Below are 15,773 nucleotides of genomic sequence, written 5' to 3' on the forward strand. Positions count from 1 at the left end.
ATTGCGACCTTGCCGCCTCGCAGTTCATGGAGCTGTGTAAGGCCTCGCTGTTCCTGCCCTTCGTCTTCCAGGCCGCACCCGCGCCGTCGGAAGAACGCATGACCGAGGTGATCGACAGCGCAACGCGGATGTTTCTGGCGGCGTACCGGGCGAAGTAGCCGCAAGCGGGCGACGCGTTGCACATGCCGGCCTCACGGCATTATGTTTGGGCCATGTCTCGTGATCTTCGCCCGCCCGTCGATATCCTCCATTATGAGATCGTCCAGGAACAGGCCTCCGCGCTTGGACGAATGGGTCACGCGCTGGAACAGGCGCTCGCGCGCCTGCGCGAGTTCGATGCCGCGCACGCGCCCTCGGGCATTCCGGCGTCGATGCAGCCGGCCAGGCGCAAGCTGGTGATGGAAGCCGGCCACGCGCTCTGGATGCTCGTGGTGCAACGTGAGGCGACCGGCTTGCGCGACAGCCAGCACATCATGCGGACCTACAACGTCCCCGGCGAGGTGCAGCGGTGCATGGGCCTGGTCCCCGCACCGTCGCAGCCAACCTCGAAATGACTTTCCGGCTCCGTAGAGCTAGGCCCCGATCTCTTCCAGTCTTCGCCAGCCGTGCAGGATCTGGCGCGCCTCGCGCGTGAACGCAAAGACGTGGCCGCCGCCGGCGGGCTGATCGTGGCGGCGATCGATGGAATGGCCGGCAGTGTGGCAAAACAACAGCGTGCCGACGGCGCCGTGGCCGACGAAGAGAACGTCGCCGGAATGATTGCGGGCCAGCACCGCCTCGGTCTCGCGCACGATGCGCGCCTGCGCATCGATGGCACGCTCCCAGCCGCGGACGCTGAGATGCGGCTGCGCAAAGAATTGATCGGCCACCGCTTCGAATTCGACCGGCTTCAGGAAGCCGGTCGCCGAGCGGTCGTTCTCATGCATGGCCTCGCGGATTTCGATCAGGATGCCGAGCTGGCCGGCAATGATCTCGGCGGTCTCGATCGCCTTGCGCTCGCCGCTGGAGATGATCTGCGTGGTGTTCGCGAGCCAGCTCGCCTGCGCCAGCGCTTCAGTGCGCGTGCGGCCGATCGGGCTCAGGCCCCATTGCGGCACCGGAACGTCGGGATCGATTTGCACCTGGGGATGGGTGAGATAGCGGACGATAGACATTTCGGTTGACGCGATCGYAGCCCGCATGAGCGAAGCGATATGCGGGAAGGCTGTTCCCGGATATCGCTTCGCTCATCCGGGCTACAAAAAAACACGCAACTAATCGTCGGCGAACTCGTCTTCCTCGTTGATCTTCTCGTGCTTGCTCTTGCGCGCACCGAGCGAGCCGGTGACGTAGGGATCGCGCCTGTTCGCATAGGGATTGCGCTGCTGCGCCCGCCCGGCAACCTCTTCGCCGGAGACCGCGGCGGGCTGGCAGATCAGGCGACGGCTGGCGCGGCGCATCAGGTCGACGTGGATGTGATCGTAGTGATAGACGTTCGAGCCCGGTGCCAGCACCGTGGTGAAGTGCGCGCACGCGCCCGACTGCACGTCGCGCAGAAAACCCTGCTCCTCCGGCATGCCGCGCCAGCCGTCCTTCACCGTGACGCGACGGCCGTCGGCGAGCACGAAGGCGGCGATGTCGAGCGCGTTGCCGAAGGCATGCTCGGAAATGTGGGCGTGGGAATTGCCGTTCATGCCGCGGCAGGAATAGGCGGAGATCTGCTTGATCTCGACGACGCGGGAGCCGAACCAGCGCATCGCCGACGGCTGCACGGTGTCGGCGAACCAGCGGTCGAGCTCGGACACGATCGGACAGGCCAGCGTCGCCACCGGTTTCACCGCGACCGGGCCGACGGCGGTGACCGCATTGCCCTGCGCAGGACCGAGGCGCGGCAGCGGCTGTTGCGCAGGCGCTTGCGAGTAAGGCGCCGGACCGGGCGGCCGTGCCGGATAGCTCGGCGCATTCATGTAGCGCGCCGCGCCCGCGGCATCGGTGCCTTCGGGCGGCAGATCGATTTCGTCCTCCTGCGGCGCCACGCCGGGCGCGCTGAGCGAGACCGGACCGGATGAGGCGCCATAGCCGGACGGCTGGCGCACCGCGCTCTCGGGATAGTTTTGGCGCTGCGGATAGGCGGATGAAGGATAGTTCTGGCTTTGCGGATAATTCGGTCGCGGCTGCGTCACCGGCCAGCGCGGCTGGTTGCCGATGCTCCCCGGAGGGCGTAACTCCTCGTCGGCGAAGCCATAGCTCGCGGAGCCTTCGCCGATGGCGGCGAYCTTCAGCGGGAACTCGGCGCCGCACATGCCGGGGCCGGAGATCGGCTCGATGCGGACGATGTCCGCGCTCTCTTTCACCGCGCCCGATTTCAGGCATGCCGCTTCTGCCTCGGCCCGCCACGGTTCACGTTCGGCCTGGAAAAAGCCGCGTCCGCAACCCGCAAGCGAAACAAGGACGATGGAGCCGACGAGATACAAACGAACTCCGCGCGTCATGCGCGCACGTTCGGTGAATTTACTTAAAGACTCTTCAACGTGTCGATTTCAGCTTTGCTTAACCATGTCGGCCCGCGCGGCCGATCATTGCTTCGGATGAGAGACAGCAAGGCTGACTTTTTTGGCGGAGGATTTTCTGTTAACCATAATTGTTATGCGCAAAGCGGCGCGAACAGACAGACCGATCCCAGGGAGCAACGTCATGACGTTCGTCGGAAGACTGAGCGTTATTACTGCGTACCTCGCTATGGCCTTCGTCGGCGCCATCGTGCTCGGCATGATCTAGCAGCATCCATCGACGGCAGCGTGCCTGGATCGAAAAAGAACTACGACCTTGCACTCCACTGCCGCGATGTCGTGATCAGCTTCTCCCGCTGCTCCTCGACCCGCGTCCAGTCATTGCCGGAGCACCAGAGGTGGCCAAGCGCACAGGCCTCGACGTGGAGCGTGCGAGAGCCTCTCAGCGTCATCGTCGCGTAATAGGTACTGCCGCTGGAGCGGCTGTAGATGCTGCCGGTCCAGACGTCGTGCGTTTTCGGCTTCATGTTGACAAGCACGCTCTCACCCCTGTTCGACGCCTCAGTGAGCGCGAACCCGCACAATGCGGCTCCACAGCGCTCGATCCGAACCGTGCCCTTGGCACCTGGGCTCTCCCATTCGCCGAGCGGCGAATAGGCCGGCTCGTCGTCGCCGCGCCGCGCGATCGGTACCGTTTGCGTCATCTCGGGCCCCGGCACGATGGCCGGCGGCTCCATCCGCGGCGGATCGAGCGTGACTATCTTCGGCGGATCTACGCGCTGCAGATCAATCCGTGGCGGATTCGGACCCGGCGCCTCGAGCCTTGATGTCTCAAGTCTTGATGTATCGAGCCTTGATGTCTCAAGCCTTGGCGTCTCAGCTCTTGGCGCCGGCGGCGGCACGACGGGCTGCGACGTCGTCGCGGCAAGGACGGGGACCGACGGCACTGGTGGCGGCGCGGCCACGGTCGCCTGCGGCGGCCGCACCGGGGCTGCCGGACAGGCCGGCTGCGGCGCCTGGACGACTGGCGCGCGCGCCGGGGCCGGTGCCGTATTGACATCTTCCGTCGGCCGGAGGCTGCGATCGGAAATCGAAACACAGGAGGTGGATCTGCAATTGCGCGGCGCCTCGACATGGAACCGATGGCCGCCGACCGAGAAGGAATAGGAACCGGCCTGGGCTGCGGGCGACATCGCCGCCAGCGCGATCAAGGTGCCAAGCGAAGTCACAAGCCGCGGCATCGACGCCTCCTCAGTGTCGCGACGAGGTTACGCAGAGCAATGGCGGCTGAATGTGCGCTGGCTCACCCAAGGGTGCGAGGCCGTTGTGACATCCGTCACAGAAGGCGGGACGGGCCCGGCGTAGGGTCGAACCACGTTCAGTCGTTCACCGACTTCAGGTCATCGGGACCACGAAATTATGGGAGGTTGTCATGAACAAGCTCTATATCGCGACCACCGCGCTCTTCCTCGCTTCGACCGCCGCAGCCCATGCCGGCAATTCGATCTCGTTCCAGATCGAGGGCCAGCACATCCGCATCGAGACGCCGCGCAACTGCGCCTCGCTCGACTGCGTGACCATCGTCGCGCCGGGCCTGTCGAACAAGCCGATCAAGCTGAACAACATCAACCTCAACGGCCTTGGCTCCAAGGACGATGACACCGACACCACGCCGGCTCCGGCCACGACGGCGCAGCCGGCACCGGCTCCGGTGCAGCAGCAGCCAGTGCAGCCGGCGCCGGCCCAGGCGACCACACCGGCCGCGCCTGCGGTTGCCGCGCCGGCCACGACGGTCGCCGCCGCGCCCTCCGCCGGCTTCGACAATACGACGCAGCCCGCGCCCGCTGCGGCTCCCGCCCCCGTTGCCGCGCCCGCGCCGGTCGCCGTTGCGCCGGCTCCCATTGCCGCCGCGCCCGCCCCGGCTGCGAACACGCCGATCGGCGTGTGGGCGACCGAAGAGAACAAGGGCAATGTCCGCGTCGAACAGTGCGGCGCCAATCTCTGCGGTTATGCCGAGAAGACCAACGCGCGCATCCTGATCAACATGAAGCCCGAGGGCTCGAAGTGGAGCGGCCGCATCCACGATCCCGACTCCGGCCGCAACTACGACTCCACGATCGCGATGAAGGGCCCGAATGCGATGCGCGTGCAGGGCTGCGCCTTCGGCGGCATGTTCTGCGGCGGCCAGACCTGGAAGCGCGTGAGCTGACACCGAAGGTGTCATCCCGGGGCGATGCGCAGCATCGAACCCGGGATCTCGCGCTACAACTTCGAGATTCCGGGTTCGCGCTATCGCGCGCCCCGGAATGACGAGCCAGAATCAAATGCCACGTCCCTCATGCAGGGACGTGGCATTTGTACATTCGCCTCTCCCATGCGACAGACGTTCATCCGCCATTCAGCCGCCGCCGGCTGATATCGGCCGATCTCGCCTCGCGTTTCTCACCGGGACTTCCTCGTGACTTTTATCGTGGCTTGGCGCCGCTTCGCGTTCGCGCTTCCGCTGCTGGCGTTGCCGCTGGCCGGCGCGAGCGTGGCATCTGCATCCGATACAATCGAACTCGCGCAGGTACAGCCGCAAGCGCAGCCGGCACCCGCGCCCTCCCCGACGCCATCGGCCTCGCCGACACCGGCCGCGGAGGCGCAGCCCGCCACCGTCGAGCCGATCGGCAACGTCGCGACCGTGACAGGAATCGCGACCGTGATCCGCGACAAGAACTCGTACCCGCTGAAAGTCCGCGACGACATCTATCTCAACGACACCGTGCAGACCTCGTCGAAATCCTCGCTCGGCATCACCTTCAACGATGCGACCACCTTCAATCTCTCCGCCAGCGCAAAAATCACCATCGACAATTACGTCTATGAGGACGGCGGCAAGCAGAATTCGGCGATCGTCGACATCGGCAAGGGCACGGTCGCCTTCGTCGCCGCGGCGGTGGCGAAGACCGGCGACATGAAGATCACGACGCCGACCGCGACGCTCGGCATCCGCGGCACCACCGGCGTCGTCGACGTGCCGGAAGGCGCAGCCGCGAGCAGCGCCAACAACGTCAACATCAAGCTCTATCCCGATGCCGACGGCCGCGTCGGCCACATCGACGTCGACGACCGCAGCAGCGGCACGCGGCTCGGCGCGCTGACGCAAGGCGCGAGCGGCTTTGCGATCCGCCCCGGCGCGGGCGCCGCCGGCGCCATGCGCTTCGCCGCGGTGCCGATCACGATTCCACCGCAGCAGATCGCGCGCGACCGCGGCTTCGTCAGCCAGGTGCATCTGGCGCAGACCACGGGGCGCCAGATCGTCACCGAGCAACGCGACTTCCGCCGCGCCAATCCCGGCGCGAGCAGCCGCATTCCGCGCCCGCTCCAGCCGCCGCAGCAGCAGCAATTGCGGCCGGCCACCCCGCCGGGACAACAGCGGCCGAACGGCCAGCCGGGGCTGAACAACCGTCCAGGTCAGCAGCAGCCGGGCGCGCCGAACCGCCAAGGAACGCAGCCAGGCGCGCAGCCGCCGCAGCGGCAGGGTCAAGGCGGCGCCGTGCAGCCGGGCACGCCGCGCGCCGGCCAAGGTCAGCAGCAAGGTGCGGGGCGTCCGGCTGGCGCGCCGCGCAGCGGACCAGGCACGCAGCCGGGCGGTGCATCGCAGGCGCAACCGCCGCACGGTGGACAGATTCCGGCGCGGCCCGGGGCAGCGACGCCGCCTCAACCGGGCGGAACGCCGCAACCACAAACGCCGCGCACCGGATTGCAGCCCGGTCAGCCGCCTGCAGCCCAGCAACCAGGCGGCATTCAACGCCAGGGCGGATTCCAGCAGCGCCTGCCGGGCGCGCAGCGCCCCGCAGCACCGCGCAAGCCGGCGCCCGCTCCGAGGGAGAAGAAGGAGCGGCGGTGAAGTCTAGCGTGTGCGTCGACGCGCTCGGTGCGCTCCCTCGCCCCGCTCTTGCGGGGAGAGGTGAAAAGCGAGCTCACGCCTCGCCGCGCAGCCACGCTCTCACCTTCTGCAGCAGGCCATGCCGCAGTTCGTCGACGGAGGCGGCTTCGGCCGGTGTCAGGGTCTGCAAGGCGGCGTCGACGTCGTCGCGTGCGAGCGGCGGTGTCGCGTCCGCATCCGCCGGCGCGAGCCCGGCGGCAGCGATCGCGATCGGTCCGATCTGCACCAGGAAGGCGCGCTCATATTCACGCGACAGGCGCGCGATCGCATCCTCCAGCGTCAGCCAGTCGACCGCCTTGATGTCGTTCATCAGCTTGCGGACCGGCCCGCCCTCGGCCTCCATGCGCCAGAAGTGCACGGCCTTGGAGCGCCCGCCAGACTGGTAGACGAGTGTGCCCAAAAATTCGTGGATGGCGACGTCGTGGCCGGTCTCCTCCAGCACCTCGCGGTGTGCGGCTTGCTTTGGCGTCTCGCCGTCGTCGAGCTTGCCCTTGGGCAAAACCCATTCGTTACGCTTGCGCTGACGCACGACCGCAACCAGCGGCGGCGCGCCCCGCCGCAACACAATACCACCCGCCGCCAGAACCGGCGCCCGCGCCATCGAAAAGTCTCGCCGTGTCGAACCGTCCCCGCGGACGATATAGGCGGCGGAGACGGCGGATTGAAGGCTAGTTTTTTCTCAACAGTGCTTGACCGGCGTGGATGCGCGTGCCCTCGGCGATGCCGTCGCAGAAGGTGAAATCGCCGGGCGCCAGGATGATGATGGTCGAGCCGTGCTCGAACCAGCCGAGCTCCTCGCCCTTGGTCACATTGACATCGCAGGGAAAGTTGACCGGCCCCCTGGTCTGCGCATTCAGCACCATGTCGAGGAAGTGCAGCCGGATGCTCGCGACCAGGATGGCTGCAACCGGCACCAGTGTCACGGCCTCGCCGGTCGACAGATGGGTACGGATCACTGCGCGCTCGTTCTTGCAGAACAGACGCTCGACCCGCTTCAGCGCGATCGGGTTGACGTTCCAGACGTCGCCATGGATCAGCGTGACGCGTTCGATGTGTGCATCGTAGGGCGCGTGGAAGCGATGATACATGCTCGAGGTCAACCGCAGCGTGACGAAGCTTCCGTTGCGGTGCTGATCCACCAAAGCAGAATCGCCGAGCAGGTCGAGCAGCGAATAGGGCGCGCCCTTGACCTGGAACAGCTCGGTGTCGGCGATCCGGCCATGGGCGCCGACGATGCCGTCCGACGGGCTGGCGACAATGCAAGGGTCCGGATCAAAGGGCCGCAGGCCCGGCTTGAGCTCCCGGGTGAAGCAGTCGTGCAGGCTCTTGAAATGGGTCTTCTTCGCCTCCGACAAATCGAGGTCGGAGAATAGCTTCCACAGCGCGATCGAGAAGTCCCGCACGAGCGGGTTCTCGATCTTGGAGAACCAGCCCATGAAGCGGGTCAGCGCGGCGCGGGGGATGCGGTTGGTCAACAGGAAGTTGAGGTCTTCCTGCTGGGTGAAAGAGGCGATGAGGGCTTTGACTGTCATGAATCTGTCAGCTCGCAGTATTAGCGCTTGTTGTCATGGAAACGACACTCCCGATTCTCTCATTTTCCGTGGCCGCCGCAGCGTCCGCTGCCGCCGCCTTCCCGAAGATCAAGGCGCGGATCGAACTCTCCCGCGCCAAGCACCGGTCGCTCGCCGGACACTCCAAGATGTCGCGCCGGGTGGCGCGGCTGCTCCCGTTCTACGAGTTCGAAGGCGACAAGTACTTCGGCTGCGACGGCGCGCCCGCAAACATCGTGGCCCAGCGCAAGGACGCCTTTTTCCGCCTCGCCAAGCTTTACGCCGAGCGCTACCCCAAGGGCCGCGCGATGACGAAGGAGGCGGCGGAGACGATCTCCGACCTGAACTTCACCGAGACCTACCGCGTGCCGTTCCAGTTCTCGCGCCTGGTCCGCGAGCATCTGGGCACCTCGACCTTCATGGAATCGTCCAGCGGCGTCACCGTCACGGATGTCGACGGCAACACCTCCTACGACCTCACCGGGTCCTACGGCGTCAACATCTTCGGCAACGACTTCTACAAGGAGTGCATCGAGGGCTCGGAGAAGCGGGCGCACGCGCTCGGTCCGGTGCTCGGGCCCTACCATCCGGTCATCCTCGAGAACGTACAACGGCTCTGCCAGATCTCGGGCCTCGACGAGGTCTCGTTCCACATGTCCGGCACCGAGGCCGTGATGCAGGCGGTGCGGCTCGCGCGCTACCACACCAAGCGCACGCATCTGGTCCGCTTTGCCGGCGCCTATCACGGCTGGTGGGGCGACGTGCAGCCCGGCGTCGGTAACCCGATTCCCGCGCACGAGACCTACACCCTCGCCGAGATGTCGGAGAAGACGCTGCACGTGCTGCGCACGCGCAAGGACATTGCCTGCGTGCTGGTCAACCCGTTGCAGGGCCTGCATCCGAACGGCAACGCGCCCGGCGATTCCTCGCTGGTCGACAGCTCCCGCGGCGGCAACTTTGACCGCGCGGCCTACACTGAATGGTTGAAGAAGCTGCGCGAAGTCTGCACCGAGCGCGGCATCGTGCTGATCTTCGACGAGGTCTTCGTCGGCTTCCGTCTCGCTGCCGGCGGCGCCCAGGAATATTTCGGCGTCAAGGCCGACATGGTGACCTACGGCAAGAGCCTCGCCGGCGGCCTGCCGGTCGGCGTGGTCTGCGGCAAACGCGAGCTGATGCGCCGCTTCAACGACGATCGCCCGGCCGATATCTGCTTCGCCCGCGGCACCTTCAACTCGCATCCCTACGTCATGACGGCGATGGACGAGTTCTTGAGCCGGCTCGCCAGCCCGAACTTCCGCGCCATCTATGACGGGCTGGACGCCACCTGGAACGGCCGCGCCCAAAAGCTCAACCAGATGATGACGGACGCCGGCCTGCCGGTGCGGTTCGCCAACTTCTCGTCGATCTGGACGGTGAAATACACCACGCCGTCCCGCTATAATTGGATGCTGCAATATTACCTGCGCGCCGAGGGCCTGTCGCTGAGCTGGGTCGGGACCGGCCGGCTGATCTTCAGCCTGAACTACACCGACGCCGATTTCACCGAAGTCGCCGAACGCTTCGTCCGCGCCGCCGAGAAGATGAAGGCCGACGGCTTCTGGTGGCATGACGGCGTGCTCACCAACAAGAATATCAAGCGGCAGATTTTGAAAGAGATGCTGGCCAAGCGCTTCGGGCGCTGAGGCCGGTTCTCTCAACACAGCCACCGTCATTCCGGGGCGGTCCGCAGGACCGAGCCCGGAATCTCGAGATTCCGGGTTCGATGCTACGCATCGCCCCGGAATGACGGCGTTTGCGGCGCCGCTCGATCCAATCTCCCCGCACGCGGGGAGAGGCGAAGGAAGCACCGCGTTCGGAGCCCCCAAGACGTGGATGCCCGGCACAAGGCCGGGCATGACGCAACCATCGGACATCGGAGTGCTTGCTGTGAGGCGCGCGCTCAGGCGTGCTGCTCTTCCAGCGTGGGCTCGCCGATCAAGCCCAGCGTGTGCTCGGGATTGAGGTGCRGGCCCGGATCCATCAGCTCGCCGCGCATCAGCGCCAGCGGAGCGCTGCGATAGAGCATCAGATCGTGGAAGGGGTCGGTCAGGATCTTGGTCATCCAGACGAGGCCGGTCTCGACGTCGCGGATGAAGAACAGGTGCACGGTGCGGAACAGGAGGCCGCCGCCGCCGATCACAAGCCAGATCTTGGCGACCTGACGCATGAAGTCGGTCGCGCTGGCCCAGGGCGTGAACAGGCCGAACAGCGTGGGATCGACAACCAGCACCAGCGGCGACAGCGCCCAGATCGCCATCAGCACCACCTTGCGCTGAAGGTTGTAGCCGACCTTGATGTCTTCCTTGTACTCGTGCGTCGCCTGGTTGATGTGGTCGTAATCGTGCGGTTCGAAGAAGAAGTGACCGGCCTGGCGCGAGGTCATCGAGACCAGCCAGCCGACCAGCGCCGAGACCATGGGATCGACGAACAGCCAGACATAGGCAAACAGGAAGCTCAGCGCGCTGACGAAGTGCAGGCTCTGGTTGATGCGGCTGTGGTGATAGTAGCGATGGTCGTCCCAGCGCTGGATCCGCAGCTGCTCGAGATAATTCTTGATCATGCTCTCCCCCAAAATGCTTTCGGGTACGGGATTTACAGGGATTCGGTGTACGCCGTGTGACATCATCATTTTGTCATGTGACGATGTGCAGCGGCGCGATGACGCACGCAACGCGTGAGCGGGAGCTCAGGCCGCCTTGGCGACGTCCACCTTGCGGAAGCGCACCAGCGAGAAATGGCCGAGCGGCGGAATCAGGCGGCGCTCGGCGAGCTCGATGCCGTTGGCGCCGGCGAGCCACTTCACATAGCGCGACCAGGCGAACTCGGCGGTGCGGAAGCCGAGCGGACGCACCACCGGCTGGAGCTTCTGCTCGATGAAGCGGCGCATGCCGGCGTCCGCGCTGACGCGGGTGAGGATGATCAGCTCGCCGCCGGGACGCAGCACGCGGGCGAATTCGTCGAGCGCGGCCTCCGGATTCGGCACCGCCGTGACGACGTACTGCGCCATGACGACGTCGAAGGAATTGTCGGGGAATTCGAGCTTCTCGGCGTCCATCACCGCGAGGCCCTCGACGTTCTTCAGCTTGCCCTCGGCGACGCGCTGGCGCGCCTTGTCGAGCATCGCTTCCGAAATGTCGGTGCCGAAGATGCGCAGATGCGGCGCGTAGAGCGGCAGCGAGATGCCGGTGCCGACGCCGACCTCGAGCACACGGCCGCCGATCTTGTTGGTGGCCGCGATCGCCGCCTGCCGGCCCTTGGCGAACACGCCGCCGAACACGAGATCGTAGACGGGCGCCCAGCGATCGTAGGCCTGCTCGACCGTACCACGGGTGAGGTCGAGCTGCTGGGTGCCGTCAAGGTTCATGATCTTAGCCATCGATGAGGTTCTCGCTGTGGGTCAAAGGGTCGATCAGCCGCGCACCGGCCGCCGCGCCATGCGAGGCGAGGCGCGCAGGATGCGGCTGGGCTGGAGTGAGGTGAGGTTTCCGACGAACTGGCGCGCACTGTTTTCCCAGGAGCGCTCCAGCGCGAAATTGCGGCAGGTCTCGCGCGACATGGTCAGTGCGCGCAGGCACGCGGTGCGCAGATCATGGTCGATCGCACCGATCGGATGATCGGCAATGACATCCTTCGGGCCCGTCACCGGAAACGCCGCCACCGGCGTGCCGCAGGCGAGCGCCTCGAGCTGCACCACGCCGAAGGTGTCGGTGAGGCTCGGGAAGACGAAGACGTCGGCGGCGGCCAGATGCGCGGTGAGGTCTGCGCCCTTCTTTTCGCCGAGGAAGACGACGTCCGGATATTTCTTTTCGAGCTGCGCCTTCTGCGGGCCGTCGCCGACGACGACCTTGGTGCCGGGAAGATCGAGCGAGAGAAACGCTTCGAGATTCTTCTCCACTGCCACGCGTCCCATCGTCATGAAGATCGGACCGGGCAGGTCGAGCCTGGCCGGGGAGTCCGGGTGGAACAGTTCGGTATTGACGCCGCGCGTCCAGAACCCGAGCCGCTTGAAGCCGCGCTCGGAGAGCTCCTGCCGCAGCGACGGCGTCGCCACCATGGTCATGGCCGCGGCATCGTGGAAATGGCGCAGCACGGCATAGCCGGCGGCGGCGGGAATGCCGGTCCGCACCGAGACGTATTCCGGAAAGCGCGTCGTATAGGATGTGGTGAAGGCGAGCCGGTTGCGGCGGCAATAGGCCCGCGCCGCCCAGCCGATCGGGCCTTCGGTCGCGATGTGCAGGGCTTCCGGCGCAGCCTTCTCGATCCGCCGCGCGATCTCCTTGCCGCTCGGCAACGCGATCCGCAGGCCCGGATAGGTCGGCAGCGGCCATGACGGAAAGCCGTCCGGCGTCAGGAAGTCGATCTCGACGTCGAGCGCCTTGGCGGCAGCGGTCAGCGAGGTCAGGGTCCGGACCACACCGTTAACCTGCGGATGCCAGGCGTCAGTCGCGATTAATACCCGCATGGGGAAATCCCGAGAGTTTGATGATTCTCGGCTTACGACCATCAACCACGGATATTTCAGGCGTGTGACGTCATATAAGTGTCCGCCCGCTGTTTTGTTCGTTAACGAGTCCGCGCGGCCACGAAACTGTCATGAAACAATCCTTGCCGCGACGAAACCGTTTTCGGTTTTCCGCGCAAACGTCCCGAAACTTTTTGCCGTTAGTGATTTAGGCAACGGAGCACCGGTAGCGGTGCCGCGGTGAGCAAAAACACCGAGCAAACAGGGGCGATCAAATGTTCAATCTGGGCACGTTCAAGACGTATTCGCGCGCCGTTGCTTTGAGCGCAATGGCTGTTACCGCAATCGCATTCGCCGGCCCGGCCAAGGCCGCGCCCGTGCAGCTTTTCCCCTTCTTCCAGCCGCTGCCGCCGATGGCGGCGCCGCAGCCGATCCAGCCCTATCAGCCCTACCAGGCGACGCCTTACCAGGCAGCTCCCTCCGAGGACCAGGACGCGGTCGAGATGCCGGCGCGCTTCCGCCGCCAGACCGTCGCCTACGCGACGCGCGAGGCGCCGGGCACCATCATCATCGATACGCCCAACACCTATCTTTATTATGTGCTCGGCAATGGTCAGGCCGTCCGCTACGGCATCGGCGTCGGCCGCGACGGCTTCACCTGGTCCGGCGTGCAGTCGGTGACCAAGAAGGCCGAGTGGCCGGACTGGACCCCGCCGCCGGAGATGATCGCCCGCCAGCCCTATCTGCCGCGCCACATGGCCGGCGGCCCCGGCAACCCGCTCGGCGCCCGCGCCATGTATCTCGGCGGCACCATCTACCGCATCCACGGCACCAACGCGCCCGACACCATCGGCAAGCACGTCTCCTCGGGCTGCATTCGCCTGACCAACGACGACGTCACCGACCTCTATTCCCGCGTCAACGTCGGCACCAAGGTGATCGTGCTGCCGATGACGGAACGCCGCGCGGATCTCGGCGCCGCCACGCGATAAAGCGACAGGACATTCTGACGCAAACGGCCCCGGAACCCACCGGGGCCGTTTTCGTTTGCATCATGCTCTCCGGGCGACCTCGCCTCGAGCAGCGTGAGCGCGATCCTCATGGAGGCGCAGATGCGATCGGTCCGGCAAACGTCGCCAAGCCCATGGCTGCGCTCGATCGCCGGCGCCGGAGCATTGACGCTGCTCCTGTTCGCGCACTCCTCGCTCGCCCAGCAGCCGGCGAACGACGAGGCAGCTCAGCAGGCGTTCAACAATTCCTGCCGCACGTGTCACTCGGTGAAGGAGGGCGACAATCGCCTGGGCCCCAACCTCAGCAAGATCGTCGGACGGAAGGCAGGCTCGCTGCCCGACTACAACTACTCTCCGTCGATGAAGGAAGCCGGCTTCGTCTGGGACAAGGACAAGCTCACCCGCTTCATGGTCAAGCCGGATGAAGTCGTGTCGGGCAACAAGATGCAGCCCTATGGCGGCGTCTCCGCGGACGAAGCGCCCAAGGTTGTTGCGTATCTGCAATCCGTGGCCGGCCAGCCATAGGATCACTGCCGGTCATGATCCCGCAGCCTCATATCGTCGCTCGACATGGAACGATTTCGCCGTGATCAGCCAGGCGTCATTGATACGGTGATACGCCAGATAGTCGACATACTGGAGCACATCGATCCGGACCCGGACCTTCACCAGCGCTTGTACGGGCGATGCCAGATCGATCAGCAATATCTCCTGAAGGCGCGGTGCATCTCTGGATTTCGGCGACGGGGTCGCCGCCAGCATCGTCCTGTAGTCATGAGCCGGCAATGTCCGCAATTCGGCGTCGCGACATCCGTGGAGCTGCGCGGTCGCCGCAAAGACGCGATCGAACTGCGACACGTCGTTGTCGTACATCAGCGTGAAGTAGCGCGCGACAGCCTCCAGCAGCGGCGCAACGGTCGGGCTTTCGGTCATGGCTCACTCCATTGGTGACGGGGTCGGCGCAATCCATCCCATGGAAAGCGGAGGCATGTCCTTGCGAAGTGAGCTAGTCTTGCCGCTCCCGGCGCAACATTGCGCCCTCTTCGATCAAACGGGATGCGCTTTATGCCAAAATGCGAGCTGGATGCGATCGACCGGCGCATCGTCGCCGAACTCCAGACCAATGCGCGACTGAGCAATATCGAACTGGCGGATCGGGTCGGCCTGTCGCCCTCGCCCTGCCTCCGCCGCACGCGGCGGCTGGAGCAGGACGGCTATATCGACGGCTACCGCGCCTCGCTGCGGCGCGGCCGCATCGGGCTCGGCTTCTCGGCCTTTCTCGGCGTCAAGATCAACGGCCACGCCAACCAGCAGGCGCTGGCGTTCGAGCACACGGTCGTGGCGATGCCCGAAGTGGTCGCCTGTCACCTCGTGTCCGGCGAGGTCGACTACCTCCTCGAAATCGTGGTGCCCGAGCTCGAGGACTACCAGCGCTTCCTGGTCGACAAGCTGCTCAATCTGCCCATCGTGCGCGAGGTTCGCAGCAGCATCGCGATCCAGACGCTGAAGGCGGGTGCGCCCCTGCCCCTCTCGCATTTGGCAGCACCATGACGCAGGCAATTCTCCGATATCGCGACAGCATCGCAGAACTTCAGGGCGTCCTCGTCACCGACGCAGCCGCAACCGCCCGAGGTCCGGGCATCGTCCTGTTCCCCGACGCCCGCGGCATCGGCAGCCATGCGATCGCATGTGCGGAGCGGTTGGCCGGACTTGGCCTTGTCGTGCTGGTGGCCGATCTCTACGGCGGCGGCAGAACGGCTCCCGACGTGCCGCAGGCGATCGAGTTGATGAACGGTTTGCGCGCCGACACCGCGCGCTGGCGCGAGCGGGCGGAAGCGGCGCGCACCGCCCTGGCGGGGCAGCAGGCGGTTGACGCCACGCGGCTCGCCGCCATCGGCTATTGCTTCGGCGGCACGACGGCACTGGAGCTGGCGCGGACCGGCGCCGATCTCGCGGCCGTCGTGAGCTTCCATGGCGGTTTCCCGAACGAGCGGCCGGAGGATTCAGCGAATATCAAGGCCAGGGTGCTGGTGTGTCACGGTGCCGCCGACGCCCTCGTATCCCTCACGCAGCTCGCCAATTTCGAGCGGGACATGCGCGCGACCGCCGTCGACTGGCAGGCTCATGTCTATGGCGGTGCGGCGCATTGCTTCACCAATCCCGAGCTCGTTGGTCAGGACGTGCCGAACCATGCCTATCACGAAGCGGCCGAGCGCCGCTCCTGGGCCGCGATGCTCAGCCTGCTCGAGGAAGTCTTCGGGCTGAGACTGCGCTAGCAGATCCCGATGGACG

General features: G+C 65.8%; 18 protein-coding genes. 9 read left to right on the top strand and 9 right to left on the bottom strand.

Annotated features, from left to right (window positions below):
* Together ACXJL8_RS13185 and ACXJL8_RS13190 are read left to right on the top strand one after the other, a co-directional pair.
* The coding region (locus ACXJL8_RS13185) for a TetR/AcrR family transcriptional regulator C-terminal domain-containing protein (RefSeq protein ID WP_456685088.1) at positions 1 to 158 on the top strand (158 nt) is incomplete at its 5' end.
* A gap of 54 nt (positions 159 to 212) precedes the next feature.
* Positions 213 to 554, top strand: a complete 342-nt coding sequence (locus ACXJL8_RS13190; RefSeq protein WP_456622428.1) for a DUF6665 family protein — start codon at positions 213 to 215, stop codon at positions 552 to 554.
* Between the two features lie 18 nt (positions 555 to 572).
* Here the strand turns inward: ACXJL8_RS13190 and ACXJL8_RS13195 are convergent, their stop codons facing one another.
* The 3 genes from ACXJL8_RS13195 to ACXJL8_RS13205 form a co-directional block, all read right to left on the bottom strand.
* The gene (locus ACXJL8_RS13195; RefSeq protein ID WP_456622429.1) at positions 573 to 1,154 is read right to left on the bottom strand and encodes a histidine phosphatase family protein; all 582 of its coding nucleotides are present in this window, start codon (positions 1,152 to 1,154) and stop codon (positions 573 to 575) included.
* 99 nt (positions 1,155 to 1,253) lie between these two features.
* A complete protein-coding gene (locus ACXJL8_RS13200) occupies positions 1,254 to 2,471 on the bottom strand; it encodes an extensin family protein (RefSeq protein WP_456685086.1) in 1,218 nt (405 codons plus the stop codon).
* Between the two features lie 326 nt (positions 2,472 to 2,797).
* Entirely contained in the window at positions 2,798 to 3,730 is a 933-nt protein-coding gene (locus ACXJL8_RS13205; protein WP_456622431.1) for a DUF2147 domain-containing protein, read from the bottom strand.
* 191 nt (positions 3,731 to 3,921) lie between these two features.
* On the opposite strand from ACXJL8_RS13205, the gene ACXJL8_RS13210 reads away from it, so the two are divergent.
* Both ACXJL8_RS13210 and ACXJL8_RS13215 read left to right on the top strand, forming a co-directional pair.
* A complete protein-coding gene (locus ACXJL8_RS13210) occupies positions 3,922 to 4,698 on the top strand; it encodes a DUF2147 domain-containing protein (protein WP_456622432.1) in 777 nt (258 codons plus the stop codon).
* A 258-nt stretch (positions 4,699 to 4,956) separates the two neighbouring features.
* Positions 4,957 to 6,381: a FecR domain-containing protein gene (locus ACXJL8_RS13215; protein ID WP_456618091.1), complete on the top strand. Its 1,425-nt coding sequence runs from the start codon at positions 4,957 to 4,959 to the stop codon at positions 6,379 to 6,381.
* 73 nt (positions 6,382 to 6,454) lie between these two features.
* Here the strand turns inward: ACXJL8_RS13215 and ACXJL8_RS13220 are convergent, their stop codons facing one another.
* Both ACXJL8_RS13220 and asd read right to left on the bottom strand, forming a co-directional pair.
* Complete coding sequence (locus ACXJL8_RS13220; RefSeq protein ID WP_456617835.1) at positions 6,455 to 7,021, bottom strand: NUDIX hydrolase; 567 nt, start codon at positions 7,019 to 7,021, stop codon at positions 6,455 to 6,457.
* Positions 7,022 to 7,088: 67 nt separating this feature from the next.
* The gene (asd, locus tag ACXJL8_RS13225) at positions 7,089 to 7,952 is read right to left on the bottom strand and encodes an archaetidylserine decarboxylase (protein ID WP_456617836.1); all 864 of its coding nucleotides are present in this window, start codon (positions 7,950 to 7,952) and stop codon (positions 7,089 to 7,091) included.
* A 35-nt stretch (positions 7,953 to 7,987) separates the two neighbouring features.
* On the opposite strand from asd, the gene ACXJL8_RS13230 reads away from it, so the two are divergent.
* On the top strand, positions 7,988 to 9,652 hold the full coding sequence (locus ACXJL8_RS13230; protein WP_456617837.1) for an aminotransferase class III-fold pyridoxal phosphate-dependent enzyme: 1,665 nt from the start codon (positions 7,988 to 7,990) through the stop codon (positions 9,650 to 9,652).
* A gap of 257 nt (positions 9,653 to 9,909) precedes the next feature.
* Here ACXJL8_RS13230 and ACXJL8_RS13235 read toward each other — a convergent pair whose 3' ends face one another.
* The 3 genes from ACXJL8_RS13235 to ACXJL8_RS13245 form a co-directional block, all read right to left on the bottom strand.
* Positions 9,910 to 10,569, bottom strand: a complete 660-nt coding sequence (locus ACXJL8_RS13235; protein ID WP_456685087.1) for a hypothetical protein — start codon at positions 10,567 to 10,569, stop codon at positions 9,910 to 9,912.
* Between the two features lie 126 nt (positions 10,570 to 10,695).
* Positions 10,696 to 11,385, bottom strand: coding sequence for a methyltransferase domain-containing protein (locus tag ACXJL8_RS13240; protein WP_456617839.1), 690 nt, complete (start codon positions 11,383 to 11,385; stop codon positions 10,696 to 10,698).
* 33 nt (positions 11,386 to 11,418) lie between these two features.
* A complete protein-coding gene (locus tag ACXJL8_RS13245) occupies positions 11,419 to 12,471 on the bottom strand; it encodes a glycosyltransferase family 4 protein (protein ID WP_456617840.1) in 1,053 nt (350 codons plus the stop codon).
* Between the two features lie 275 nt (positions 12,472 to 12,746).
* Between ACXJL8_RS13245 and ACXJL8_RS13250 the strand changes: the two genes are divergently transcribed.
* Together ACXJL8_RS13250 and ACXJL8_RS13255 are read left to right on the top strand one after the other, a co-directional pair.
* The gene (locus ACXJL8_RS13250) at positions 12,747 to 13,463 is read left to right on the top strand and encodes a L,D-transpeptidase (RefSeq protein ID WP_456617841.1); all 717 of its coding nucleotides are present in this window, start codon (positions 12,747 to 12,749) and stop codon (positions 13,461 to 13,463) included.
* Between the two features lie 120 nt (positions 13,464 to 13,583).
* Complete coding sequence (locus ACXJL8_RS13255) at positions 13,584 to 14,006, top strand: c-type cytochrome (RefSeq protein WP_456617842.1); 423 nt, start codon at positions 13,584 to 13,586, stop codon at positions 14,004 to 14,006.
* 12 nt (positions 14,007 to 14,018) lie between these two features.
* Here ACXJL8_RS13255 and ACXJL8_RS13260 read toward each other — a convergent pair whose 3' ends face one another.
* On the bottom strand, positions 14,019 to 14,414 hold the full coding sequence (locus ACXJL8_RS13260; protein WP_456617843.1) for a nuclear transport factor 2 family protein: 396 nt from the start codon (positions 14,412 to 14,414) through the stop codon (positions 14,019 to 14,021).
* Between the two features lie 132 nt (positions 14,415 to 14,546).
* Between ACXJL8_RS13260 and ACXJL8_RS13265 the strand changes: the two genes are divergently transcribed.
* A complete protein-coding gene (locus ACXJL8_RS13265) occupies positions 14,547 to 15,032 on the top strand; it encodes an Lrp/AsnC family transcriptional regulator (protein ID WP_456617844.1) in 486 nt (161 codons plus the stop codon).
* Positions 15,029 to 15,757 carry a dienelactone hydrolase family protein gene (locus ACXJL8_RS13270; protein WP_456617845.1) on the top strand — a complete coding sequence of 243 codons (729 nt, stop codon included), beginning with the start codon at positions 15,029 to 15,031 and terminating at the stop codon, positions 15,755 to 15,757. The genes ACXJL8_RS13265 and ACXJL8_RS13270 overlap by 4 nt, the downstream gene beginning before the upstream one ends.
* Positions 15,758 to 15,773: the final 16 nt, after the last annotated feature.

It is taken from the genome of Bradyrhizobium sp. P5_C11_2, assembly GCF_054049755.1.